Source organism: Isoptericola sp. b408, from assembly GCF_030588085.1.
GTDB classification, from domain to species: domain Bacteria; phylum Actinomycetota; class Actinomycetes; order Actinomycetales; family Cellulomonadaceae; genus Isoptericola; species Isoptericola sediminis.
On sequence record NZ_JAUQYQ010000004.1, the window covers coordinates 244,209 to 268,201 of the forward strand.

Annotated in this window: 18 protein-coding genes; 7 read left to right on the forward strand and 11 right to left on the reverse strand. The window is 74.3% G+C overall.

The annotated features are described in order from the left end of the window. The first annotated feature begins 13 nt into the window (after positions 1–13). Positions 14–1,645 (forward strand): chaperonin GroEL, encoded by a 1,632-nt coding sequence (gene groL / locus Q6347_RS12685; RefSeq protein WP_171247039.1) that lies wholly within the window; start codon positions 14–16, stop codon positions 1,643–1,645. A gap of 191 nt (positions 1,646–1,836) precedes the next feature. On the opposite strand, the gene Q6347_RS12690 is transcribed toward groL, so the two are convergent. From Q6347_RS12690 to Q6347_RS12705, 4 genes are all read right to left on the reverse strand, one after another. Next, a complete protein-coding gene (locus Q6347_RS12690) occupies positions 1,837–2,127 on the reverse strand; it encodes a WXG100 family type VII secretion target (RefSeq protein WP_304603132.1) in 291 nt (96 codons plus the stop codon). Positions 2,128–2,365: 238 nt separating this feature from the next. Further along, positions 2,366–3,094, reverse strand: a complete 729-nt coding sequence (locus Q6347_RS12695; RefSeq protein ID WP_304603133.1) for a hypothetical protein — start codon at positions 3,092–3,094, stop codon at positions 2,366–2,368. Between the two features lie 104 nt (positions 3,095–3,198). Further along, positions 3,199–4,692, reverse strand: a complete 1,494-nt coding sequence (locus Q6347_RS12700) for a cell wall metabolism sensor histidine kinase WalK (protein WP_304607529.1) — start codon at positions 4,690–4,692, stop codon at positions 3,199–3,201. Beyond that, complete coding sequence (locus Q6347_RS12705) at positions 4,689–5,435, reverse strand: response regulator transcription factor (protein WP_171247043.1); 747 nt, start codon at positions 5,433–5,435, stop codon at positions 4,689–4,691. The genes Q6347_RS12700 and Q6347_RS12705 overlap by 4 nt, the downstream gene beginning before the upstream one ends. Positions 5,436–5,566: 131 nt before the next feature. Here Q6347_RS12705 and Q6347_RS12710 point away from each other — a divergent pair, with 131 nt between their 5' ends. Then, positions 5,567–6,967 (forward strand): hypothetical protein, encoded by a 1,401-nt coding sequence (locus Q6347_RS12710; RefSeq protein ID WP_304603135.1) that lies wholly within the window; start codon positions 5,567–5,569, stop codon positions 6,965–6,967. A gap of 21 nt (positions 6,968–6,988) precedes the next feature. Here the strand turns inward: Q6347_RS12710 and Q6347_RS12715 are convergent, their stop codons facing one another. Then, a complete protein-coding gene (locus Q6347_RS12715; RefSeq protein WP_171247045.1) occupies positions 6,989–7,591 on the reverse strand; it encodes an NYN domain-containing protein in 603 nt (200 codons plus the stop codon). Between the two features lie 76 nt (positions 7,592–7,667). Between Q6347_RS12715 and Q6347_RS12720 the strand changes: the two genes are divergently transcribed. Beyond that, entirely contained in the window at positions 7,668–8,531 is an 864-nt protein-coding gene (locus tag Q6347_RS12720) for a type 1 glutamine amidotransferase (protein ID WP_304607530.1), read from the forward strand. A gap of 182 nt (positions 8,532–8,713) precedes the next feature. Here the strand turns inward: Q6347_RS12720 and Q6347_RS12725 are convergent, their stop codons facing one another. Continuing rightward, positions 8,714–9,454 (reverse strand): PspA/IM30 family protein, encoded by a 741-nt coding sequence (locus Q6347_RS12725; protein ID WP_304603137.1) that lies wholly within the window; start codon positions 9,452–9,454, stop codon positions 8,714–8,716. Between the two features lie 78 nt (positions 9,455–9,532). Then, positions 9,533–11,713, reverse strand: coding sequence for a YgcG family protein (locus tag Q6347_RS12730; RefSeq protein WP_304607531.1), 2,181 nt, complete (start codon positions 11,711–11,713; stop codon positions 9,533–9,535). A gap of 147 nt (positions 11,714–11,860) precedes the next feature. Between Q6347_RS12730 and Q6347_RS12735 the strand changes: the two genes are divergently transcribed. Beyond that, on the forward strand, positions 11,861–12,721 hold the full coding sequence (locus Q6347_RS12735) for a hypothetical protein (RefSeq protein WP_304607532.1): 861 nt from the start codon (positions 11,861–11,863) through the stop codon (positions 12,719–12,721). A 28-nt stretch (positions 12,722–12,749) separates the two neighbouring features. Here the strand turns inward: Q6347_RS12735 and Q6347_RS12740 are convergent, their stop codons facing one another. The 4 genes from Q6347_RS12740 to Q6347_RS12755 all read right to left on the reverse strand — a co-directional run bounded on the left by Q6347_RS12740 (position 12,750) and on the right by Q6347_RS12755 (position 19,439). Continuing rightward, positions 12,750–13,994 (reverse strand): AI-2E family transporter, encoded by a 1,245-nt coding sequence (locus Q6347_RS12740; protein ID WP_304607533.1) that lies wholly within the window; start codon positions 13,992–13,994, stop codon positions 12,750–12,752. Positions 13,995–14,064: 70 nt separating this feature from the next. Continuing rightward, a complete protein-coding gene (locus Q6347_RS12745) occupies positions 14,065–15,744 on the reverse strand; it encodes a DNA repair helicase XPB (RefSeq protein WP_304607534.1) in 1,680 nt (559 codons plus the stop codon). A gap of 324 nt (positions 15,745–16,068) precedes the next feature. Beyond that, on the reverse strand, positions 16,069–18,405 hold the full coding sequence (locus Q6347_RS12750; protein ID WP_304607535.1) for a helicase-associated domain-containing protein: 2,337 nt from the start codon (positions 18,403–18,405) through the stop codon (positions 16,069–16,071). A 116-nt stretch (positions 18,406–18,521) separates the two neighbouring features. Further along, a complete protein-coding gene (locus tag Q6347_RS12755) occupies positions 18,522–19,439 on the reverse strand; it encodes an NAD-dependent epimerase/dehydratase family protein (protein WP_304603144.1) in 918 nt (305 codons plus the stop codon). A 194-nt stretch (positions 19,440–19,633) separates the two neighbouring features. On the opposite strand from Q6347_RS12755, the gene Q6347_RS12760 reads away from it, so the two are divergent. From Q6347_RS12760 to Q6347_RS12770, 3 genes are read left to right on the forward strand one after another with little or no spacing between them, the layout of a single operon-like run. After that, positions 19,634–20,017, forward strand: a complete 384-nt coding sequence (locus Q6347_RS12760) for a cold-shock protein (protein ID WP_171247054.1) — start codon at positions 19,634–19,636, stop codon at positions 20,015–20,017. A 14-nt stretch (positions 20,018–20,031) separates the two neighbouring features. Next, positions 20,032–20,880 carry a DUF3027 domain-containing protein gene (locus Q6347_RS12765; RefSeq protein ID WP_171247055.1) on the forward strand — a complete coding sequence of 283 codons (849 nt, stop codon included), beginning with the start codon at positions 20,032–20,034 and terminating at the stop codon, positions 20,878–20,880. Then, positions 20,877–23,915, forward strand: coding sequence for a sacsin N-terminal ATP-binding-like domain-containing protein (locus tag Q6347_RS12770; protein ID WP_304607536.1), 3,039 nt, complete (start codon positions 20,877–20,879; stop codon positions 23,913–23,915). Before Q6347_RS12765 ends, Q6347_RS12770 begins: the two co-directional genes overlap by 4 nt. Positions 23,916–23,993: the final 78 nt, after the last annotated feature.

The window sequence follows — 23,993 nt, forward strand, 5'->3', positions numbered from 1 at the left end:
AGGATCAGTCCCCATGGCCAAGATGATTGCGTTCGACGAGGAAGCTCGTCGGAGCATGGAGCGCGGGCTCAACCAGCTCGCCGACACCGTCAAGGTGACGCTCGGCCCCAAGGGCCGCAACGTCGTCCTGGACAAGAAGTGGGGCGCCCCCACGATCACGAACGACGGTGTCTCCATCGCCAAGGAGATCGAGCTCGAGGACGCCTACGAGAAGATCGGCGCCGAGCTCGTCAAGGAAGTCGCCAAGAAGACGGACGACGTCGCGGGTGACGGCACCACCACCGCCACCGTGCTCGCCCAGGCGCTCGTGCGCGAGGGCCTGCGCGTCGTCGCCGCCGGTGCCAACCCGATCGCCGTCAAGCGCGGCATCGAGAAGGCCACCGCCGCGGTGACCGAGCAGCTGCTCAACGCCGCCACCGAGGTCGAGACCAAGGAGCAGATCGCGGCCACGGCCGGCATCTCCGCGGGCGACCCGGCGATCGGCGAGCTCATCGCCGAGGCCCTCGACAAGGTCGGCAAGGAAGGCGTCGTCACCGTCGAGGAGTCGAACACCTTCGGCCTGGAGCTCGAGCTCACCGAGGGCATGCGCTTCGACAAGGGCTTCCTGGCCCGCTACTTCGAGACGGACCCGGAGCGCCAGGAGGCCGTCCTCGAGGACCCGTACGTCCTGATCGTCGAGTCGAAGATCTCGAACGTCAAGGACCTGCTGCCGCTGCTCGACCAGGTCATGAAGACCAACCGGTCGCTGCTGATCATCGCCGAGGACGTCGAGGGCGAGGCCCTGGCGACCCTGGTGCTGAACAAGATCCGCGGCACCTTCAAGTCCGTCGCCGTCAAGGCCCCGGGCTTCGGCGACCGCCGCAAGGCCATGCTGCAGGACATCGCGATCCTCACCGGTGGTCAGGTCATCACCGAGACCGTCGGCCTCAAGCTGGAGAACGCCACCCTCGAGGAGCTCGGCCAGGCGCGCAAGGTCGTCGTCAACAAGGACGAGACCACGATCGTCGAGGGTGCCGGCGACGCCGACCTCATCGAGGGTCGCGTCCAGCAGATCCGCTCCGAGATCGAGAAGTCGGACTCCGACTACGACCGCGAGAAGCTCCAGGAGCGCCTCGCCAAGCTGGCCGGCGGCGTGGCCGTCATCAAGGCCGGTGCGGCCACCGAGGTGGAGCTCAAGGAGCGCAAGCACCGCATCGAGGACGCCGTCCGCAACGCGAAGGCTGCCGTCGAGGAGGGCATCGTCGCCGGTGGCGGCGTGGCCCTGCTGCAGGCCGGTGCCGTGGCGTTCGAGAAGCTCGAGCTGGACGGCGACGAGGCGACCGGTGCGCAGATCGTCAACGCGGCGATCTCGGCCCCGCTGAAGCAGATCGCCATCAATGCCGGCCTCGAGGGCGGCGTCGTGGCGGAGAAGGTCCGCAACCTCCCCTCGGGTCACGGCCTCAACGCCGCGACCGGCGAGTACGAGGACCTGCTGAACGCGGGCGTCAACGACCCCGTCAAGGTCACGCGCTCGGCGCTGCAGAACGCCGCGTCCATCGCCGCGCTGTTCCTCACCACCGAGGCGGTCGTCGCCGACAAGCCGGAGCCGGCCTCGGCCCCGGCCGGTGACGGCGGCATGGGCGACATGGGCGGCATGGGCTTCTGATCCCTGCGCGTCCGGCGCGGTCCTGACCGCGCCTCGCTGCGAACGACGGCGGCCGGTCACCTCTGCGGAGGTGGCCGGCCGCCGTCGTGCGTGGAGCCCCTCGACGTTGTGGGCATGAAATCTGCGCCCTCGGACCACGTCCGGCCCGCAGATTTCATGCCCACAACGATGGGGGAAGGCCGTGGTGTGGGTCAGCGGGTGGCGAACAGACGCGTGGCCTGGTTCTCCGCGTCGGAGTACGTCTGGGACGCCGCCTGCAGCGCGGCGGTGACCGAGTCCAGTGCGGCCTCGACCTGCGTCTGGGCGGACTGCCACTGCGTCATCACCCCGGCGAACGACGTCGCCGCGCTGCCGTGCCAGCTCGCCTGCAGGTCCTGCAGGTGCCGCATCAGGGCGCCGACCTCGGCGCGGATCGCCCCGACGGACCCGTTCACCGCCGCCCCGGCCTGCGCCACCCGATCGCTGTCGACCTCGTATCGCACGTGCTGCTCCTTCGTCGTGGGTCCCGGGAGGGCCGGGCTCGCCACGACGCTAGGTGTGCGGGCGCGCAGCAGGCCGCCGTCGTCCACAGGGTGTGGACGAGCGGCTGACCCGCGCAGGACCGCCCTGACTCGCGGAGGACGGTCCTGACTCGCGCAGGGACCGCCCTGACCCGCGCAGGACCGCCCTGACTCGCGGAGGACGGTCCTGACTCGCGGGAGCAGTGCGTGCGCCGGGCGGCTACTGACGGGCGGGGCCGGCCGGGGTCTGCGCCTCGAGCCGGCGACGCTCCTTGACCAGCCGGTGCATCTCGGCGTCCAGGTTCTGCCGCGCCGGCTCCTCCCAGGTGAGCCCGAGCGGGCTGACGTAGAGCTGGGGCCGTCCGAGGAGCTTGGAGATCACCTTGATGCGGGCGTCGAGGTAGTCCGGCAGCGGGATGTGCGCGTACTCGGCGCGGATCGCGGCGACGTACTCCTTGTAGCGCTGCGGCTCCGCGGCGAGCATGCCGAGGTCGGCGTCGTTGAGGACCGCCGAGTCGAAGTCGCCGGGCAGGGCCTTGTGCCGCGCCATGGACTCGACGAGCTCGGCGACACGGTCGGCCCGCCGCGCGGCCACCCCGAGCTCGACGAGCTGCTCGCGCGCCAGATCGGCGCTCAGGGTGGTCTGCTCACCGCCCCGCGTGGCGTACGCGACCTTGCGGTCGGCGTCGAAGACGGCGCCGTGGTACCAGGCGGCCAGCCGGACCAGGTCGGGCTCGTGCGTCTCGTGCGCGAGCTCGTCGACGCGGTGCAGGACCGCGGCCAGGTGACGCAGGTTGTGGAAGTGCCGGTCCGTCTCCGACCACCGGTCGATGAGCTCGGACCCGACCGCGCGGATCTCTTCCTCCGTGGCGGTGGCGCCGGCGCCGTGACACGTACGGACGAACGCGGAGAGGAACCACTGTGGTGCGTCGGCGTGGAGCACGCCCATCGCTATCAAGACCTTCGTCTAGGGGCCGGATGCTGTGACCAGCCGTAGTTCCAGATTACGCCGCCCCAGCGACGTTGCTGCGCAGGCGAACCGGAACCAGGCCGTCACGCATCGTAGTCCCCGGGGAGCGGAAGGTGAACTCGCACCGTCAGACCACCGCCGGGTGTCTCGTGCACCGAGGACCGGCCGCCGTGGGCGCTCAGGATCGCGGCCACGATCGCGAGCCCCAGACCCGAGCCCCCGGACTCGCGGTTGCGGGAGGAGTCCGCGCGGTAGAAGCGCTCGAAGATCTTGTCCGCCTGGTCCTTCGAGACGCCGGGGCCGTGGTCGCGCACCTCGACGACGGCGTCACCGTCGGGTGTCGTGCCCAGGGCCAGCTCCGCCGGGGAGCCCACCGGCGTGTGCCGTGCGACGTTGCCCACGAGGTTCGTCAGCACCTGCCGCAACCGGTCCCTGTCGCCCGTCACGCGGAGCGACGACGGTGCCGCCTCGCCAGGACCCAGCCCGGTCACGCTGACCACACGCTCCGGGTCCAGGGCGTGCAGGTCCTGGGCGGTGTCCCGGGCCAGCGCGACCAGGTCCACCGACTCCTGGCGCAGGGGCCGGCGCTCGTCCAGGCGGGCGAGCACCAGCAGGTCGTTGACCAGGGACCCCATGCGCCGCGCGGAGTCCTCGATGCGCCCCATGGTGTCCTCGACCTTGTCCGGGCTGTCGAGGGCACCCATCCGGTACAGCTCCCCGTAGCCCTTGACCGTGGCCAGCGGCGTGCGCAGCTCATGGCTGGCGTCCGAGACGAAGCGACGCATCCGCTGCTCGGAGGCCTCCTGGGCGGCGAACGCGGCCTCGACCTGGGTGAGCATCGCGTTCAGCGAGTGGGACAGGGAGCCGACCTCGGTGCTGGCGGGCTGGTCCTCGGGCACGCGGCGGGACAGGTCGCCGTCGGCGATCGCCGCGGCCGTGGACTCGATACGACGCAGGGGCCGGAAGGAGCGGCGCACCAGCCAGAACGCCAGGGCGCCCCCGAGCACCACGATGCCCAGACCGATCCAGAGCAACGCCTTGCCCAGGTACTCGCTCGTCTCCTCGACGTTCGACAGCGGCAGCGCGACGTAGGCGGCGCCCTCGACCTCGGCGCCGCGGAACGGGCTGCAGGGGATGGAGACCACCCGCCACTGCGACGGGTCGCTGCCACCCGTGGAGTCCACGGTGAAGGGGTCGATGCCCCGCGCGACGACGGTCTCGACCGACTCGTCGGGGATCTGCGGCTCGCCGAACCGGTCCAGGGTCTGCGTCCAGCCCACCGGGCCGCCGTCGAGCCCGTTGCAGCTGTGCAGCGTCACCGCGTAGTCGCTCGGGATGCGTTGGGTCGTCTCACCGGGGTTGAGCGTCGTCAGGCGTGCCACGCCCTGGGCCGACTGGGTGAGCTGCTCGTCCAGCTCGTCGATCAGGTAGTTCGACACGACGGTCCGCGCCGTCAGCCCCGCCAGCACGAGACCGGCGCCGAGCAGCAGCACGGTGATCGCCACCAGGCGGACACGCAGGGGCGTGCGGGCGAGCCAGCCCCACCGGCGCGCGCCGTCGGGGTGCGCGTCCGTCATCGCGGCGGCGTCCGCAGCAGGTAGCCCACACCTCGCTTGGTGTGGATCAGCGCGGGCAGCTCGACGTCGGTGCCGTCCGGTCCCGGGACGGTCAGGTGGTCGATCTTGCGTCGCAGGTAGGAGATGTAGGACTCGACGATGTTGGCGTCGCCACCCCAGTCGTACTGCCACACGTGGTCGAGGATCTGCGCCTTGGACAGCACCCGCCCGGCGTTGAGCATCAGGTAGCGCAGCAGCTTGAACTCGGTGGGGGAGAGGTCGACCTCGACGCCGGCGCGGTGCACCTCGTGGGAGTCCTCGTCGAGCTCGAGGTCGCCGACCCGGAGCACGGCGTCGTCCTCCGGCTCACCGCCCGCCGTACGCCGCAGCACCGCCCGGATCCGCGCCACGACCTCCTCGAGGCTGAACGGTTTGGTCACGTAGTCGTCGCCGCCGACCGTCAGCCCCTGGACCTTGTCCTGGGTGTCGTCGCGGGCGGTCAGGAACAGCACGGGGGTGTGCCGGCCCGTCGCGCGCATGCGCCGGGTGACGGTGAAGCCGTCCATGTCGGGCAGCATCACGTCGAGCACCACGAGGTCCGGCTGCGTGTCCGACACCAGCTGCAGGGCGCTCGCGCCGTCGGCGGCCGCATGCACCTCGAAGCCCGCGAATCGCAGGGAGGTGGACAGCAGCTCGCGGATGTTGGGCTCGTCGTCGACGACGACGAGCCGTGCCTCGGGGGCGTCGGCGTCGGTGGTAGCCATGACTCCAGTGTGCGCCGACTTGCTGGACGTTACCTGGACAGGCGCCGTGGACGGCCGACCCGTCCGTCCGGCGGGCCGGGGACGACCTCGGTAGGCTCGGCCCAGCAGTCCCGACCAGGGAGGACGTCCCCGTGACGCAGCACTCGACGCCCGAGCAGCCGGTGCGGTCGTCGCGGGCTCCCGTGGTCCGCCGCTGGGTCGCCGGGGCGATGGTCGTGGTCACCATGCTGCTCGTGGTGGCCTCGTCCCTCGTGGTGTGGGCGCACCGCACCGTGCTGGACACCGACCGGTTCATGGACACCGTGGGGCCCGCCCTGGACGACCCGGCGTTCGCCGACGCGCTCGCGGACCGCGTCTCCGACGAGGTGCTGCTCGCCCTCGACCTGGACGCCCGGGTCGCAGACCGGCTGGCCCAGCTCGACACCGCCCTCGTGGCGGCGCTCGTGGCGCGGGGCGACCTCGCGCCGGGGCCGCTGCTCGACGCGCTCTCCGGGGATGTCGACCGACCGACGCTCGCGGCGATCACGCCGCTGATCGTCGAGCCCCTGGAGCAGCGCATCGACGCGGCCGTGGAGCGGGTGGTGACGTCCGACGCCGTCGCGGACCGGGTGCCGGATCTCGTGGAGCGGGCGCACTCCGGAGTCGTGGCGCTGGCCCGCGCCGACGTCGCGGACCACCCGAACGTCTACCTGACCGACGACGCGGTCATGCTGAACACGCTGCCCCTCGTCGCCGACGCCGTGCGTGAGTCGCTCGGTGGTCTGGAGGACGTGCTCGGCGACATCACGCTCCCGGACGCCGTCTCCGAGAGGGCGCCAGAGGCTCGCGCCCAGCTCTCCGAGGCCCTCGGGGTGGAGCTGCCGGAGGGTATCGGCCAGGTGGAGCTCATGGACCGTGCGACCTTCGACGGGCTCCAGGGCGCCGTGACGACGGCGGACCGGGCCGGGTGGCTGCTGGTCGTGCTGACGCTCGTCGCCGTCGTGGCCACTCTGTGGATCTCGCCCGACCGGCGCCGGGGAGCCGTCCAGCTCGGCATCGGCGTGCTCGTCGGCGTGGTGATCGTGACCGCGCTGATCTCCCGGCTGCGCGGCGTCGTGGTGGACGTGGCGCGGACGCCCGACGGCGAGCGCGTCGCGACCGTGCTGTTCGAGTCCGTGGCCGGCGAGGTCCACGAGATCTTCTGGCTCGTCGCCGTCGTCGCCGCCGTGACGGTGGTCGTCGGCGCGCTGCTGGGCCGGCCGCGGTGGTTGGTGGACGCCGGACGTCGGTGGCCGTGGGTCGCCACGGTCACGGGGCAGGACGGCCGCCTGGGCCGGTGGGTCGCCACGCACGCGGACGTGCTGCGCCTCGCCGTGCTGGCCGTGGCGGTCCTGGTCGTCGTGGCGACCGGGTTCCTGTGGGTGGTGATGGTGCTGACGGTCCTGCTGGCGGCCGCGGCGCTGTGGGCGATCACGGTCACGCGGCGGTCCGCCGGCCTGCCGGGAGAGCGACGCGGCAGCGAGCGTCCGCCGGCCGAGCAACCGCGCGGCTGACGCCCGCCCGGCCGGGGACCGTCAGAGGAAGCGCAGCGGGTCGAACTCCTCGATCGGGATGATCCGCACGCGCGGCAGGGGGCTCGTGAACGCGTTGGCGTCGCCCTCGAGGTCGAAGATCTCCAGGCCGGACTCGGACAGCCCGGCGAGCTGCATGTTGACGAACTCGCGGAACGCCAGCAGGCCGACGCGGCGGTCCTGACCCAGCAGCCGCTCGACCTGCGGCAGGAAGTCGCCGTCGTGGCTGGCGAGCAGCACGTCGGCGTCGCGGTCGGCGATGGCGTCCAGGGTGCGCTGGATACCGACGTCGACGACCTTCTCGTCACCGCTGGCCGCCAGGGGGATCGGCCGGTAGCCCATCGCCAGCAGCGCCTGGACGAACGACATCGGCATCTGGCCGTTCGTGGCGTTGAGGAAGAACAGCGGGACGACGTCCTGGTTCCAGACGCGCTGGGCGAAGCCGGTGATGCGGTCCCAGCGCGGCCGCTCCTCGGGGTTGGGGCGCCGGTTGAGCACGTTCATGCCGAGGGTGGCGTCGATGTTCTCGCCGTCCACCAGCAGGTAGGTGGTGCGCGCGGTCCCGCGCGCGGGAACGGTGGTCGGCTCGGAGAAGGGGGAGGCCATGGGCACAGCGTACGCGGGGGGCCGGTCGACGGGGGGGGGGTGACCGACGGGGGCGTGCGGAGTAGTCTCAGCGCTCGTGTCCGAGATCGAGTTCTCAGCGGTGCCTCGTGTCACCGTGCTGCAGCACAGTTCCGACGTCCCCGTCGACCGGTTCCGCGGGCTGCTCGGCGACCTGCGCGTCGTCCGTCTCTTCGACGGCGACCCCGTGCCGACGCTCGACGAGTGCGGCGACGGCCTCGTGGTGCTGGGCGGTCAGATGAACGCCTACGCCGACGACGCCGCGCCGTGGCTCCCCGCGGTCCGGTCCCTGCTGGCCGACGCCGTCGCCGCCGACCTGCCCACGCTGGCCGTCTGCCTCGGCGCCCAGATGCTGGCGGTCGCCGGCGGGGGCACCGTGGCCGTGGGCGCCCCGCCCGGTCGCGAGGCCGGTGTCCTGCCGGTGTACTGGCGGGCCGAGGCGCTCGAGGACCCGGTGCTCGCCCCGCTCGCCCGGGCGGCGGGTGCCGAGACCGCGGAGGACCTCGACGGCCGGGGCGTCGCGACCTCGTTCGTGCAGATGCACGCCGACGCCGTCATCGAGCCGCCGGAGGGCGCGCAGTGGCTGGCGTGGTCCGAGATGTACCCCTACCAGGCGTTCCGCTGGGGGTCCGCGCTCGGGGTGCAGTTCCACCCGGAGGCGGGGCCGACGACGGCGGTCCGCTGGGCGCTCGGGTACACCGAGGTGGAGACCGCCGCCGTGCACGCGTGCGCGGTCGAGCACGACGACGAGCTGCGCCGGTCCGGCGAGCTGCTCGCCGGCGCGTTCCTCGACCACGTGCGCGCCGCGGTCGCCGCCCGTCGGCAGCGCGAGGAGGCCGCCGTCGTCGCCACCGGCCCGGACGAGCAGGAGGTCGACGGCAGCGCGGAGCTGCCGGAGTCCGTCGAGGCACCCGCGGCCTGAACGCACCGCCGCGCCGTGGGTCAGGGCCTCGACCCGCGAGTCAGGGCCTCGGGCCGTGGATCAGGGCTCGGGTGCGACCGGTCGGCATCCTGACCCGTCGCACCCGAGCCCTGACTCGGCCGGCGCGGTTCTGACTCGGCCGGCGCGGTTCTGACTCGGCCGGAGCTGACCCGCGGCGGCGGTCAGGACTCGATCTGGCCCGGCTGCGGCGACCCGGACTTGAGCGCCGCGAGACGGGCCTCCAGCTCCAGGTCCTCCATCGAGCCCTCCAGCTCGGCGAACTGCGAGTCCAGCGACGACGCCGCGATCTCCGCCTGGCCCATCGCGTGCGCCTCCTCGCGCCGCACGGCCTCCTCGAACCGGTTGAGCTCGCTGGTGGGGTCCATGACGTTGATCGAGCTGATGGCGCCCTGGACGGTCTGCTGGGCCTCGGCGGCCTTCTGGCGGGCCACGAGCTGGTCGCGCTTGGACTTGAGGTCGACGAGCTTGTCCTTCATCTGCGCCAGCCCGGTCTTCAGCTTCTCGACCGTGACCCGCTGCTGCTCGATCATCGGCTGGGCGGTCTTGACCTCGCTCTCGGCGTCGAGCTGCTTGCGCAGCGCCACCTTGGCGAGCTGGTCGAACTTGTCGGCGTTGGCCGCGTCACCCGCGGCCCGCCGCTCGTCGGCCTTGCGCGAGGCCGCCAGCGCCTTGGCGCCCCACTCCTGCACGGACTGCACGTCCTCGTGGTAGTCCTGCTCGGCCATGCGCAGGTTGCCGATGGTCTGCGCGATCGCCTGCTCGGCCTCCGCGATGTTGTTCGTGTAGTCGCGGATGAGCTGGTCGAGCATCTTCTGCGGATCCTCGGCGCGGTCCAGCAGCGCGTTGATGTTCGCCTTCGCGAGCTGGCCGATCCGGCCGAGGATGCTCTGCTTCTGGTTCATTGAGGTGCCTTTCTGGTGCCAGGTTGCCCGTCACTAGGTCCGACGTCGGTGGAGGCCTTGGGGTTCCCGCCGGCCGGGTCAGAAACGGCCTCCGGCACCGCCGCGGCCACTGCCGCCGAAGCCACCGCCGAAGCCGCCGCGGCCACCGCCGCCGAAGCCTCCACCGAAGCCGCCGCGGCCACCGCCCCCGAAGCCGCCGAACCCGCCCCGGCGTCCGCGCCGTCGGCCGCCGCGCATCATCGAGTCGATGAGGATCCCCCCGAGGATCATGCCCCCGATGTCGGCGCCGCGGCGCGAGCCGACCGTGCCCTGGCCGGCGTCCCACCCGCCGGTGTCCTGCTGGGCCATCTGCGCGGCCTGCTGGCCGTAGCGCTCGGCCTGCTGCGCCGTGGCCAGCGCCGCCTGGGGGTCGCTCGCCTGCTGCTCGCGGGCCTGGGCGACCAGGCGTTCGGCCTCCGCCAGCCGGGTCCGGGCGTCGGGGCCGACGGCGCCGCGTCGCGTCGTCACGTAGTCCCGGGTGGAGCGCAGGTGGGACTCGGTGCGCCCCAGGACGTCGCGCAGCAGCGCGCGGGCGCGGGCGTCGGCCTCGGAACGGTGCCGCGAGGGAGCCAGCGCGTCGTCGAGGGCGGCCTCGGCGGCGGCGAGTCGGCTCAGGGCGGCGAGGGGGTCGCCGCCGTCCTTGGCGGCACGGGCCTGGTCGACGGCGGCGCGGGCCTCGGCGGCTGCGTCGCGGACCCGGACGTCGTCCGGGGCGAGCCGGTCCGCGTCACCGATGTCGTGGGTGATCGAGGCGATGCCCGTGTCGAGGCTGGATCCCGCTGTCGCCAGGTCGTCGCCGGCGGTCGCCACGGCCTCGAGCAGGGTGACGGCCTGACCGAGCGCGTTCTGCGCGGCCCGGGCGTCGGCGACCGCGACGGCCCGGCGACGCCGGCGCACGGCGGCACGGCCGGACTCGATCATCTCGCGGGCGTTGGCGACCAGGGTCTCGGCCTGGTCGGGGTTGGTGCGGATCGAGGCCAGGGCCGTGTCCGGGTAGGTCGCGGTCAGCCCCGCCAGGGTGTGCCGGGCGAGCTCGACGCGGGCGGTGATCTCGGTGGCGCGCTGCTCGGCCTCGTCGAGGATCTCCGGCGCGCGGGCGCGGATGCGACGCAGCTCGTCGAACGCGTCGGTCTGCGCGTCCAGCGACGCGGCCGCGGTCTCGCACCGGGTGATGATCGCGGCCAGCTCGGCGTGCTCGCCCAGGGCGTTGCCCGGGGTCTCCTCGAGCACCTGCCGTTGGTGGAACGCCTCGGCGACCTCCTGGCGCGCGGTCTCCAGGGCGTCCCGGAACTCGCGGGTCTCCTCGACGCCGAACTCGGCCTCGGCGAACGCGAGCTCCTGCTCGGAGGTCTTCACGGCGTCGTCCACGGCGACGAGGGCGCTGCCGGCACGACGCCGCATCTCCTCCAGACCGAGCCCGGCGAACCGTTCCAGGTCCGGGCCTGCGGACTGGCGGCGACCGGCGGCGCCGACCACACGGCGGGCCCCTTCCGCGGCGCGGCGACGGCGGGCGGCCGCGGCAGCCGCGCCGCGCTCGGCGAGCTCGGCGTCCCGACGGCGTGCCCGGCGCACGAGGACGAACCCACCCACGACGACCACCAGGCCGATCGCGGCCCAGAGCACGACGTCGGGGATCCCCCCGCCGTCGTCCTGCCCGACGCCGGTGCCCGTGGTGGCGCCGGACCCCCCGGTGGTGGCGAGCAGGGCGTCGACGGCGGCGACGGTCGCGCCGGCCCAGTCGTCGTCCCGCAGCCGGTCGACGGCGGCGTCCCGGACGGCGTCGAGCTGGCCGTCGGTGAGGTCGACGTTCTGGTCCCAGCTCATGCCGTACAGCCGGTCCTCGGTCGCGACGGCGAGGAGGAGGTCGTCGGTGCCGAGCCGGGCCCGGTTCGCCGTGGCGTCGGCCCACTCCCGGCCGTCCAGGCCGTCGAAGCGCTCGACGTAGACGACGAACAGCTGGTAGGAGGTGTCGGCGGCGAGCTCGTCGAGCGCGGACTGCACCTCGGCGGTGCCCTCCTCGTCCAGGACACCCGCGACGTCGGTGATGTCCCCGTCGAGCTCGGACAGCGGGGCCTCGGCGGCGACGGGTCCCACCGCGTGCGTCGGACCGGCGGTCAGGGCGACGAAGGCGGCTACCGCGGAGGCGAGGGTGAGGACGGCGACGGCAGCTGAGACCGGACGTCGCCGCGCGGCCGGGAGGGACGGGGTCACGGTCTGCATCGTGGCGCGACCGGGGGTGCGACGCAATCCCGCAGCGGGTGAGGTTTGTGGCGGTTCCCGCCGTGACCCGGACGTGACCTGGGCCTGCTTCGATGCTCGTGGGTCGGGTCAGGGGACCCGCCGACCGACGACGGAATGAGTGGACACGTGCTGAGGACCAGGATCACCGCCCTGCTGACGGCGGGCGCCGTCGGACTGACGCTGTCGGCCTGTGCGGGAGCGGACGACGAGGCCGCCGACCCAGAGGTGTCGGCCGCCGAGGCCGCGGCCACCGCCGAGGAGGCCACCGGCGGGCGCCCCGTGGCGGGCGACGTCGTCGAGCTCTCGGAGCGGATGGCGCAGGCCCAGGAGGGGCACTCCACCGTGCACGTGGAGAGCGGTATCGCGGGTGAGGCGGTCGAGCTCGCGGGGATGGACGGCGTCTACCAGAACGCGGACATCGTCCTGGGTGCCACGCTCGACGAGATGCGGATGCGCATGACCACCGACGCGATGGGGATGACGGTCGAGGCCGTCATCGTCGACTCGACCATGTACATGGACATGAGCGGGTTCAGCGCCGGGGAGGTCGAGTACGTCGCGATCGACCTCGACGAGGCGCAGGAGGAGGCCGGTGTCGCCCAGGCGCTCGACCTCCTGGAGAACGCGGACCCCGCCGCGCAGGCCGAGATGATGGCCGACGCCGTGGAGTCCTTCGAGTACGTCGGGACGGAGCAGGTCGGGGGCACGGAGCTCGACGTCTACGCGGTGACGATCGACGCGGCGGAGGCCTTCGACCCCGCCCTGCTCGGCGTCGACCAGTCGACGCTCGACGAGATGGACGAGACCCCGGTGGACATGGTGTTCCGGCTGGACGGGGACGGCCTGCCGGTGTCCTTCGACATGACGATGACGGTCGAGGGCCAGGAGGTCGTGCTGACGACCACCTACTCCGACTGGGGCAAGGACATCAGCATCGAGGCGCCGCCGGCCGACCAGGTCGCGGACTACGAGGAGATGATGGGCTGACCACGTCGCGAGGCGCCGGGCCGGCGCTTCACGCCAGACCGTCGGCCCGGCGCTCGTCGACGGTGCGCGCGGCCTCCTGGGCGGCACGCAGGTTGCGGGACCGGCGTGACCCCTTCGGCGGCTGCCGGCCCGGGTCGCGCAGCATGTCGGAGTCGACGAGCTCGTGCCGGGTCAGGTAGGTGTTGGCGACGGCCTGGATCGTGGCGGCGATCGGCAGCGACAGGAACGCGCCCAGCGCCCCGAACACGGCGCCGAAGGCGAGCACGACGACGAAGCTGACGGCCGGGTTCATCTCCAGCGCCCGCGCGGAGATCTTGGGCGAGAAGTAGAGGTTCTCGAGCTGCTGGTAGGCGATGATGAACGCCAGCACGGCGACCGCCTGCGGCACCCCCTGCGACGTCAGGGCGACGGCCACCGGCAGCGCCCCGCCGATGTAGGTGCCGATCGTGGGGATGAACTGCGAGACCAGGCCGGTGAACAGGGCCAGGGGCAGGGCGTACGGCGTGCCCAGGATCACCAGGAACACGGCGGTGAACGCGGCGGACAGCGCTGCGAGCACCACCCGGGAGCTGATGAAGTCCGAGACCTTCACCTGCGTGATCTCCCACAGGCGCAGCACCTCGGTCTGCCGGTCCGGGCGGAGCCAGCGGCACACCGCCACCCGGAACCGCGGGCCCGCCGCCAGGAGGTAGTAGGTGACGAGGCCGATCGTCAGGGCGGCGAACACGAACCCGACGATGGTGGTGCCGACGGCGAGGGTGCCGGAGGCGACGTCGGAGCCGTACTCCTGGACGAGCTGCTGCAGCAGGTCGTCGGAGGACGGCAGGTCGACGTCGAGGTTGGCCTGCAGACGTTGCTGGGCCGCCACGTACACGTCGGGCAGGGTGCTGACGAGCTGGACGAGCTGCTGGATGAAGAGGTTGCCGAACAGCGCCAGGATGCCGATCCCGAGGATGACGGAGCCGAAGAACGCGGCGGCGGCCGCGGCTCCCCGTCGCCAGCCGTGCCGCACGAGCCATACGACGACCGGTTCGAGGGCGAGCGCGAGGAACCCCGCGATGAGCAGGTAGACGAGGACGGTGTTGAGCTGCTGGATCGCGCCCCAGACCCAGATGGCGGCGAAGACGGCGACGGCGCCCATGACGAGCACGCGCGGTACCCAGCGCGGGGGTCGGCTCGTGTCGTGCTGGAGCGGACGGTCGGTCCCCTCCCCGGTGCCGTCGTCCGGGGCAGGGGGCGCGGTCTCGCGGTCCGCGGCGGCGTCTTCGGCCATGCTGGCACCGTAGGGCTCCGCCAGACCGTTTGCCCGTTGTCACGCGCTCCCTGCCCGGGCGGCGGGCGGTCTACTTCACCTGGTCGAGGTCCTCGGCGTCGACGATGCGGTAGGCGTACCCCTGCTCGGCGAGGAACCGCTGGCGGTGCGCCGCGAAGTCCTGGTCGACGGTGTCGCGGGCGACGACGGCGTAGAAGTGCGCCGTGCGGCCGTCCTGCTTGGGGCGCATGACCCGGCCCAGGCGCTGGGCCTCCTCCTGCCGGGAGCCGAAGGATCCGGAGACCTGGATCGCCACCGACGCCTCGGGCAGGTCGATGGAGAAGTTCGCGACCTTGCTCACCACGAGCCGGGAGATCTCCCCGGCGCGGAACGCGGCGAACAACTTCTGGCGCTCGCGGACGGTGGTCGACCCGGTGATCAGCGGCGCGTCGAGGTGCGCGGCCAGCTCCTCGAGCTGGTCGATGTACTGGCCGATGACCAGCACCTGGTCGTCGGGGTGGTCGGCCACGATCTGCTCGACGACGCGGTTCTTGCCCGGGGCGCAGGCGGCGAGCCGGTACTTGTCCTCCGGCTCGGCGGTGGCGTAGAGCATGCGCTCGTGCTCGGGCAGGGTGAGCCGCACCTCGACGCAGTCGGCCGGGGCGATGTACCCCTGGGCCTCGATGTCCTTCCACGGGGCGTCGTAGCGCTTGGGGCCGATGAGCGAGAACACCTCGTCCTCGCGGCCGTCCTCGCGCACGAGCGTGGCCGTCAGGCCGAGCCGGCGGCGGGCCTGCAGGTCGGCGGTCATGCGGAAGATCGGGGCGGGCAGCAGGTGCACCTCGTCGTAGACGATGAGGCCCCAGTCGCGGGCGTCCAGCAGCTCCAGGTGGGTGTAGACGCCCTTCCGCTTGGTCGTCAGCACCTGGTAGGTCGCGATGGTGACGGGGCGGATCTCCTTGCGGGAGCCCGAGTACTCGCCGATCTCGTCCTCGGTGAGGGAGGTGCGGCGCACCAGCTCGTCGCGCCACTGCCGCGCGGAGACGGTGTTGGTCACCAGGATCAGCGTGGTCGTCTTCGCCTCGGCCATGGCCCCGGCGCCGACGATCGTCTTGCCGGCGCCGCAGGGCAGCACGACGACGCCGGACCCGCCGTGGAAGAACCCGTCGACCGCCTGCTGCTGGTAGGGCCGCGGCGTCCAGTCGGCGGCCTCCTCGCCCGGGTAGACGGGCGTCGTGGTGGTGCGCAGGTCGATCGCGTGCGCCTCGCCGTCGACGTACCCGGCGAGGTCCTCGGCGGGCCAGCCGAGCTTGACCAGGGCCTGCTTGAGGTTGCCGCGCTCGGAGGGGTGCACGACGACGCTGCTCGGGTCGAGCTTCTCGCCCACGAGGCCGGTGGTCCGCTTGGACTTGAGCACCTCGGCGAGCACGGCGGCGTCGGTGGACTCCAGCACGAGCCCGTGCGTGGGGTGCGAGTGCAGGGTCAGGCGGCCGTAGCGGCCCATCGTCTCGGCCACGTCGACCAGCAGCGAGTGCGGGACGGGGTAGCGCGAGTACTCGATGAGCGTGTCGACGACCTGCTCGGCGTCGTGACCGGCCGCCCGGGCGTTCCACAGCCCCAGGTTGGTCAGCCGGTAGGTGTGCACGTGCTCGGGGGCGCGCTCGAGCTCGGCGAACGGCGCGATGGCGCGGCGCGCCTCCTCGGCGCGCGCGTGGTCGACCTCGAGCAGGATCGACTTGTCGCTCTGGACGATCAGGGGGCCGTCGGGCATGCGTGTCCTTCCGCGGGGCAGGCGTCCAGGATGCCAACGCACCGGCCGCCCGTCGTGTTCCTGCGGGCGGTGAGCGGCGCGAGGGGGCGGATGTCGATTCCGTACCTGTCGGCGGTCCGTGAACCGTGACTGCTGCGTACGCACCAGTCACGGATGGCGTGAGATTCACGCTATCCGTGATCGGCGCGCGCCACGGTGCCGTGGATCCTGCGGAGCGCACAGGCCCCAGATCGAGTGTCGCCCGGAGCCGGGTCGTGCCGAGCTGGTCGTCCCGACCGACCATCGGCGACTCCCACGGCGGACCCGGTCGGCGGACCGAGAGGCTCAGTCGGTCGGCTGCACCGAGGCGATCCGGTGCACGGCGATGGTGAGCTCGGCCTCGCGCACGGGGTCCAGGGCCCGCAGCCGCCCGCCCTCGAGCCGCATCGGCCGCAGCTCGCGCCGCTCCAGCGCCCCGGACCCGCCGACCAGCTCCACCCAGACCGTCCGTCCGTCGCGCAGCGCCTCGCTCAGCTCGGCCTGCACGTCCCCGGGTTCGCGCACCGCCCGCCCGACGCCGACGCCCTCGCCGAACGGCGACGCCGCGTTGCCCCCGCGCCCGGGCCCGGGCACGGACCCGAACCCGGGTTCGGCGCCGGCCGGTGACGCCCCGGCGTCGGGGGAGCCCGCCGACGCCGACGTGCCGCCCCGGCTCGTGCCGCGGATCCGGGCGACGAGCTCGCGCCGCCCGGCGTCGGTCATGCCGCGCACCGACCCGCCGCCGCGTCGTCGCGACCAGGCGTCCCGGTCCAGGCGTGCCCCGCGCCGGACCCGGCCCAGCGGGCGGCCGTCCGGTCCCTCGAGCGCGGAGAGCAGACCGCGTTCGCGCAGCACCTCGTGCAGCTCGGCGGCCGGCACCGACGCCGCCAGCACGGTCGGGGCCAGTCGCACCAGTCCGAGGGAGGCCAGCCGCGGGTCGTCGGCCAGGCCCGCGAGCGTCGCCGGGTCGGCCGTGCGGACGTAGGACTGCGCGGACCCGACCCGGAGCGCCTCGTGCCGGCGGGCGGTGTCCTTGACCAGGTACTCCAGGGGCTGCGGCACCGGGACCGCCGAGCGCTGCGCGATCTCCGCGAGGAGGTCCTCGCCGCTGCGGCCGTGGTCGAGCGCCCGTGTCACGGACCCGGTGGTGAACCGCACGGTGGTGGCGGCCCCGCGGGACTCGACCTCGGCGGCCTGGTCGATCAGCCGGGCCAGCTCGGGCCCCGGGCGACCCGGCACGATGCCGGTCAGGTCACCCTGCAGGAGGAACTCGTGCACCTCCTCGGGGAACACCGTGCGCATGGCCCCGGCGAGGTCCTCCTCGCCGGGGTCGTCGCCCGCGGCGAGCACCGCGCGGCCGGGTGAGGACAGCACCCCCGCCCCGGTGACGCCCAGCAGCGCCGCCTCGCGCAGCAGCCCGGCCACGGCCGCCTCGGGGGGCACGGCCCGCGGTGACCGCCAGCGCAGCACCTCCAGGACGTCGTTCACCCCGAGGGCCACCCCCGGCTGGGCGGCCAGGACGGCGAGCACCTGCTCGCGCAGCCGCGGCACCCACGGCCGCTGCAGGTCCGCGGACAGCGGCGCCCGCACGGTGCCCTTCTCGTCACGGGTCCCCACCTGCCACGGCGTCCGCCGGGACCGGCGCCAGGCCGTCGCCAGCGTCGCCCACCGGTCGGCGTCCTCGGCCTCCTCCCAGCCGTCCGCCCGGGTGGTGGGCACGTACGACGCCGGGGCGTCGCCGTCGTCCGCGACGAGGCCGGCGCTCGCGGCGAGCTCGACGACGGTCGCGGCGGTGGCCTCGTCGGTCTCGAGCAGCCGGGCCGTGCGCCGCAGGTCGCGGACGGCGAGCCCGCCGGCGCGGAGCGTCGACGGCGGGGTGTCGTCCCAGGCGACGACGACGTGGGCCACCTGGCGCACGATCTCCAGCGCGGCGCCGGCGGCCTCGGCGTCGACGGTGGCGTCGGGGACGACCGTGCCCGCGGGTCGGGGCGGGTCGAGGTCGGGGGTGCGGTGCGTGCGGCCGCCGCGCAGCGCCAGTCCGACGTCGCGGGGGAGCAGGACGTGCCGGGTGTCGGAGCGCTCCAGCAGCCCGTCGGTCACGAGACCGTCGACCGCGACGCGCGCCGCCGACCCCTCCGGCGGGACGACACCGACGGGCGGTCCCCAGGTGAGCGCGTCCAGGACCTGCCGGGCTGCGGGGGAGAGTGCCGTGACGTCGACCGTCGGACCGTCGCCGTCCCGGGCGGGGCCGAGTCCGGCGGGGTACGGGCCGAGCACCTCCTCGAGGCCGGGCGAGGGATGCACGCCGTCGTCGTCGTCCCAGACCAGGGCGGCGTCACGGGCGTCGTCGAGCACGCGGGCGACCGGGCCGACGGCGTCCGGCGCGCCGAGTGCGGCGGCGATCCGTGCGGCGCCCACCGGGGGGCCGCCGTCCGACAGCGCGAGCAGCGACTCGAGCACCTGCAGCGTGCCGGCGTCGAGGTGCGCCACGGCGCGTTCGGTGCTGGTGCGGCTGGCGGCGCGGGCGGCCAGGGAGCGCAGCGTGGAGGGGGAGGGGGTGCCGAGGTCGGGTCGGGCGCGCAGCAGCGTCACGAGCTCGTCGTCCGTGCGCGTGCGCACCCACTCGGTGAACGTGACGGCCATCTGTTCGATGCTACGCCGATCGCCGAGCACCGGGACCAGGCCCCCGCGGGTTGTGGGCATGAAATCCACGTGTCGACCAAGGGCAGAGCTGCAGATTTCATGCCCACAGTACGACGTCAGTCGGCGGCCGTGGCCCGGCACACCTCCGGCCACGGGGTGGGGGCGATCCCGAACCGCTCCTGGGCGGCCGTCGAGTCGAGCACGTACGGCCGCTCCCACTGGTAGCGGAGCTCCCGCAGCTCGCGCACCAGCGGGGAGAACCAGGACGCCACCGCGAGGACGGGCCCGCGCAGCGCGCGGACCTTCACGGGGTCCTGCCCGACGGCGGCCAGCGCGTCGGTGACGGCCTGGCGCTGGGTGACGGGCGGGTTCGACGGCACGTGCCACACGCGCCCGTGCGCGTCGGGGTCGGCGGCCGCGGTAACGAGGGTGCGCGCGACGTCGCGCACGTCGGTGAAGGTGTGCGGCTGGTCGACGCGGCCGATCATCCCGACGGCGCGGCCGCGGCGGGCCGCCGGCAGCACGCGGGAGAGGTGCCCGTTGTCCCCGACCCCGGGACCGGCGTAGTCGGAGCCGCGCACCTCGACGGCGCGGAGGCGGCCGGCCCGGTGGGCGGCCAGAGCGTCCGCCCACATCCGGGCGCGCAGGCGGCCCTTGTGGTCCGTGGCGGCGTCGGGCAGCCCCTCGGTCATCGGGCCGTCGACGGGGCCGTAGGGATAGAGGTTGCCGGTGATCGCGTAGGTGGCGCCGAGCCGTTCGGCACTGGTCAGCAGCGAGGCGGCCAGCGGGGGCCAGATCTCGTCCCACCGGGTGTAGTCGGCGGGGTTGGCGCAGTTGTACAGCACGTCGGTCTCCCCGGCGGCGGCGCACAGCGCGTCGGGGTCGGCGGCGTCGACGGCGACGTGCTGGACGCCCGTCAGGCCGGTGTCCCGCCCGGAGCGGGTGGCGACGGTGACCTCCTCGCCGGCGGCGGCGAGCAGGGCGGCGACCTGGTGGCCGACGGCACCGGCCCCCACGACGAGATGACGGGCCATGACCGACCCTCCAATCCGAGAGCGGTGCTCTCCTCGGTGCGCTCAGCGTGGCACGGCCGGGCGCGGCGTGCCCCGGACCGGAGGGGGCGGACACCGTCGTCCACGGATGCGACGGGCCCGGCCCCACGCCGGTACTCTGGGACATTGCCCGGCATCCGTCGGGTCAGAGCAACGACGAGCACGAAGAGGTTCAGGTGCCCACCGGCAAGGTCAAGTGGTACGACGCGGATCGCGGTTTCGGTTTCATCGCCAGCGCCGACGGCGGTGAGGTGTTCCTGCACGCCTCCGCGCTGCCGGCCGACGTGCCGAGCCCGAAGCCCGGTACCCGCGTCGAGTTCGGCGTCGCCGACGGGCGCCGCGGGCCGTCCGCCCTGTCGGTGCGGGTCGTCGACCCGCAGCCGTCCGTGGCGAAGGCGAAGCGCAAGCCGCCGTCGGAGATGGCCGGCATCGTCGAGGACCTCATGCGTGTGCTCGACCGCACGGGAGACCAGCTCAGGCGCGGCAAGTACCCGGAGGGCGAGGCGGGCAAGCGCGTCGCCACGATGCTGCGCGCCGTCGCCGACAACCTCGATTCCTGAGAGCGAGACGAATCATGGCATCCGCCGAGGCGCCCGCGAAGGCACGCCGCGTGAGCTCGCGCGCCCGCAACGACGCCGTCCTGCTGGGCGCCGTCGAGCTGGCGCGCGCCGCGGCGCTGGAGGTCGCGTCCGGACCGGACGACGTCGGCGAGCACCTGGGGACGGTCGCCGAGGGCGAGCGGCTGATGTCCCACCGGTTCGCGGCGGGGATGCGCGGCTACCAGGGCTGGCACTGGACCGTGACGGTGGCCCGCGTCCCGCGCGGCCGCACGGCCACGGTGTGCGAGGTCGAGCTGCTGCCGGGCGACGACGCGATCCTCGCCCCGGCCTGGGTGCCCTGGTCGGAGCGTCTGCGCCCCGGGGACGTGCGCCCGGGCGACAAGCTGCCGTTCCGCGCGGACGACCCGCGCCTGGAGCCGGGCTGGACGCCGACCGGTGACGAGGAGCAGGACGAGGTCGCGATCGAGGAGCTCGCGCTGGCCCGCCAGCGGGTGCTGTCCCCGCAGGGCCGGGACGAGGCCGCCGAGCGCTGGTACCGCGGCTCGCAGGGCCCGACCTCCCGCGGGGCGGTCGCCTCGGACGCCGAGTGCACGACCTGCGGGTTCCTGGTGCCGCTGCAGGGCCCGCTGGGCCAGCTCTTCGGGGTGTGCGCCAACGCGTGGTCGCCCGACGACGGCAAGGTCGTCTCGCTGGACCACGGGTGCGGGGCGCACTCCGAGACGGACGTGAGCCGGCGCCGCAGCGAGTGGCCGGACCCGGACCCGATCATCGACGAGTCCACGGTCGAGCAGGTGGACCTGGGGACGCCGGGTCCGGACGAGCCGGACCGGTCCGACGAGCCGGAAGGTGACGAGCGCGCGTGACGACAGACGTCTTCGGGACCGCCGCGCTGCGGCACGCGGTCACGGAGGCGTGGCTCGGGTCCGCCACACGCTTCCGTGAGGACGCGAACTCGGAGGAGGACCACGCCCGCGGTCACTACCGGGACCGCGTCGTGGTCGAGCTCCTGCAGAACGCCGCCGACGCCGCGGCCCGCGCCGGGGTCCCCGGCCGCGTGGAGATCGCCCTCGACACGAGCACGCGCGTGCTGCGCGTGGCGAACACGGGCCACGCCCTGGATGCCGACGGGGTGGCCTCCCTGGCCTCCCTGCGCGCCTCGGCGAAGGACGGCGCCCCCGGCGAGGTCGGGCGGTTCGGCGTCGGCTTCGCGGCCGTCCGCGGCGTGTCCGACGACGTCACGATCAGCTCGCGCGACGGCGGTGTGCGGTTCGACCTGGACGAGACCCGCACCGCGCTGGCCACGCTGACCTCGGGTGACGTCGGCCCTGACCGGCAGCGGCTCGCGGCTGACGTCGCGGGGCGCGGCGACGACCTGCCGGTGCTGCGCCTGCCGTTCCCGGCGCCCGCGCTGGACGCCGGCTCCGCCGCGGACACCGTGGTCGAGCTGCGGCTGCGCGACACCGCCGCGGTGGAGGCGGTGCGCCGCCAGCTCGCCGAGCTCGACGACGTGCTCCTGCTGGCGTTCCCCGCTGTCGACCACCTCTCCGTCGCGGTGACGACGGCGTCCGGCACCGAGGACGAGCGCACCTGGGACCGCTCGGCCCGCACGGCGGCTCCGCAGCTCGACCGGAGCGGACGGTTCACCGCCGCGGACGTCGCCGACCTGCCCCGCGAGCACCGGCGCCCGGACTGGTCGCTGGTCTGGACCCTGCAGGAGGGGCGGCGCGTGTTGCACGCCCCCACGCCCACGGACGTGGTCATCGACCTGCCGGCCGTGCTGCTCGCGACGTTCCCGGTCGACGCCGGACGCCGTCGCGTGCTGCCCGGCCCGGCCACCGACCGGCTGGCCGCCGAGGCGGGTGCCGCCTACGCCGAGCTGCTCGGCTCGCTGGCCGCGGACCGCGCCACGGACCCGGCCGCTGCGCCGGACCCGCTAGACCTGGTGCCGACCGGCTTGCCGGGCTCCGAGCTGGACGCCGCGGTGCGCGAGTCCGCGACGGCGGCGCTGCGCGGCACCCCGCTGCTCGGCGCGTCCGGCGCGGAGGATGGCGGTGCCGCGCTCGAGGCGCCGCAGGACGCGCTGGTCGTCGCCGGCGACGCCGGCGGTGACGCGGACCTGGTCGCCGCGCTCGCCCCGGTGCTGCCCGGGCTGGTGCGCGTCCCGGCACGCCACCAGGCCACGGTGCGCAGCCTCGGGGCGACCGTCGTCGCGCTGGCGGACCTCGTCGACGACCTGCCGGCGGGGCTGCCCGCCGCCCGGTGGCACGACCTGCTGGACTCGCTGGCGCCGTACGCGAACGAACCCGGGGTACTGGAGTCGCTCGCGGGGGCCCGGGTCCCGCTGGCGGACGGCCGCGTGGCCGGCGTGCGCAGCGCCGTCGTGCTGCCGGAGGGGTCGGTGGACGACGGCGACGAGGCCTCCCTGGCGGCCACGGCCCGGGTGCTGGGCCTGCGCGTCGTCCACCCCGACGTCGCCCACCCGCTGCTGGTGCGCGCCGGTGCGGTGGCGACGGACGCCCACCGGATGCTGCAGGACCCGGAGGTCCGCCGTGCCGCGCTGGACGCCGCCGAGGCGGTCCTGGACGGCGACGGCGACGACGGCGCTCGCGAGGTCGTCGCGTCGGCGCTGGCGCTGGTGCGGCTCACCGGGGGAGCGGACGCCCCGTTCTGGACGGGTGAGCTGCCCGTGCCGACGGCGGACGGCGAGCTGGTCGCGCTGCGCGAGGCCACGCTGCCGGGGACGTGGGCGGCCGAGGTGCTCGACGGTCTCGCACCGGTCGGCGCCGAGTACGTGGCGCGCTACGGCGCCCCCGTGCTGACCGCGGCCGGTGCACGCACCGACCCGGACGTCTACATCGTCCCGGACGTCATCACCCCGGACCCGGACGAGGCCGACGACGACGGCGGTCCGGACGACGCCGCGGGCTGGCTCGGCGGGTGGTCGGACTACCTGCGGCTGCTGACGGCGCGGTTCGGTCCCGGCGTGGCCCTCGGCGACCTGGTGGCGGTGGCCGACCTGGACGCCGTGGCGGACGACGCCTGGCCGCGGGTGCTGGCCCGGCTGGCCGGTGACCCGGACACGCGCCGCGCCCTGCTGACCCCGGTCCGGCGCGGACGGGCCGCGGCGCCCTCGTACTCGGCGTGGTGGCTGCGCGAGCGGTTCGGCGCCCCCTTCGCCCTGCACGACGGCGTCCCGCTGCTGCCGCCCGAGCCGCGTGCGGTGGCTGGGCTCGACGTCGCGGTGCGTCGTGCCCTGGGCGGGGCGGACGCCCTCGGCGATCTCGACCCCACGGACTGGCCGGCCGCGCTGGACCGGCTGCCCGCGGTCGGCTCGCCGCTGCCGCTGCGGGACGCCCTGGTGGTGTGGCGCGGGCTGACGAGTCTGGCGGAGCGGCTGGACGCCGCGGACCGCTCGACGGCGCTGGACCCCCTGCCGGACCGCCTGCCCGTGCTCGACGCGAGCGACGTCGTCGTGCAGCCCGCCGAGGACGTCGTGGTGGCCGGGACCGCCCGCTGGGCGGCGCTCGGCGCCGTGGTGCCCGCACCGGAGAGCGAGGCCGAGGGGCTGGCCGAGCTGCTGGACCTGCCGCTGGCGGGTCAGGACGGGCTGCCGTCCCCGGACCAGCTCGGCACCGAGCAGGAGCTGGACCCGCGTCTCGCGGTGCTGGACCACCGGCTGCCGGCCGTCTGGTTCGAGCACGAGCGGCTGTCGGTGGCGGGCCGCCCGGTGCCGTGGTGGGTGGACGCCCAGGGGCGCGTGCACGCGACGTCGGCTGCCGGGCTGGCCGCCGGGCTCGCGGACGTGCTGGGACGCCCGGACCGGGTGGCGCTGCTCTCGGCGGTACTGCGCGAGCCGGAGCGCGCGGTGGCGCTCTGGGCCACGACCGCCTGGGGCTGATCCGCCGCATGGCGGGGATGTTCGGTTAATTCAGGTGTTCCGTTGGTGACGGAACCGAGGTATTGTCTGAATGTGCAG

What these genes read in the sequence shown, in the direction of transcription:
- groL (WP_171247039.1), top strand. Translation starts at nt 14, where the DNA reads ATGGCCAAGATGATTGCGTTCGACGAGGAAGCTCGTCGGAGCATGGAG.
- Q6347_RS12695 (WP_304603133.1), bottom strand. Translation starts at nt 3,094, where the DNA reads ATGGGCGTGCTCCACGCCGACGCACCACAGTGGTTCCTCTCCGCGTTC.
- Q6347_RS12700 (WP_304607529.1), bottom strand. Translation starts at nt 4,692, where the DNA reads ATGACGGACGCGCACCCCGACGGCGCGCGCCGGTGGGGCTGGCTCGCC.
- Q6347_RS12705 (WP_171247043.1), bottom strand. Translation starts at nt 5,435, where the DNA reads ATGGCTACCACCGACGCCGACGCCCCCGAGGCACGGCTCGTCGTCGTC.
- Q6347_RS12715 (WP_171247045.1), bottom strand. Translation starts at nt 7,591, where the DNA reads ATGGCCTCCCCCTTCTCCGAGCCGACCACCGTTCCCGCGCGCGGGACC.
- Q6347_RS12725 (WP_304603137.1), bottom strand. Translation starts at nt 9,454, where the DNA reads ATGAACCAGAAGCAGAGCATCCTCGGCCGGATCGGCCAGCTCGCGAAG.
- Q6347_RS12730 (WP_304607531.1), bottom strand. Translation starts at nt 11,713, where the DNA reads ATGCAGACCGTGACCCCGTCCCTCCCGGCCGCGCGGCGACGTCCGGTC.
- Q6347_RS12740 (WP_304607533.1), bottom strand. Translation starts at nt 13,994, where the DNA reads ATGGCCGAAGACGCCGCCGCGGACCGCGAGACCGCGCCCCCTGCCCCG.
- Q6347_RS12745 (WP_304607534.1), bottom strand. Translation starts at nt 15,744, where the DNA reads ATGCCCGACGGCCCCCTGATCGTCCAGAGCGACAAGTCGATCCTGCTC.
- Q6347_RS12750 (WP_304607535.1), bottom strand. Translation starts at nt 18,405, where the DNA reads ATGGCCGTCACGTTCACCGAGTGGGTGCGCACGCGCACGGACGACGAG.
- Q6347_RS12755 (WP_304603144.1), bottom strand. Translation starts at nt 19,439, where the DNA reads ATGGCCCGTCATCTCGTCGTGGGGGCCGGTGCCGTCGGCCACCAGGTC.
- Q6347_RS12765 (WP_171247055.1), top strand. Translation starts at nt 20,032, where the DNA reads ATGGCATCCGCCGAGGCGCCCGCGAAGGCACGCCGCGTGAGCTCGCGC.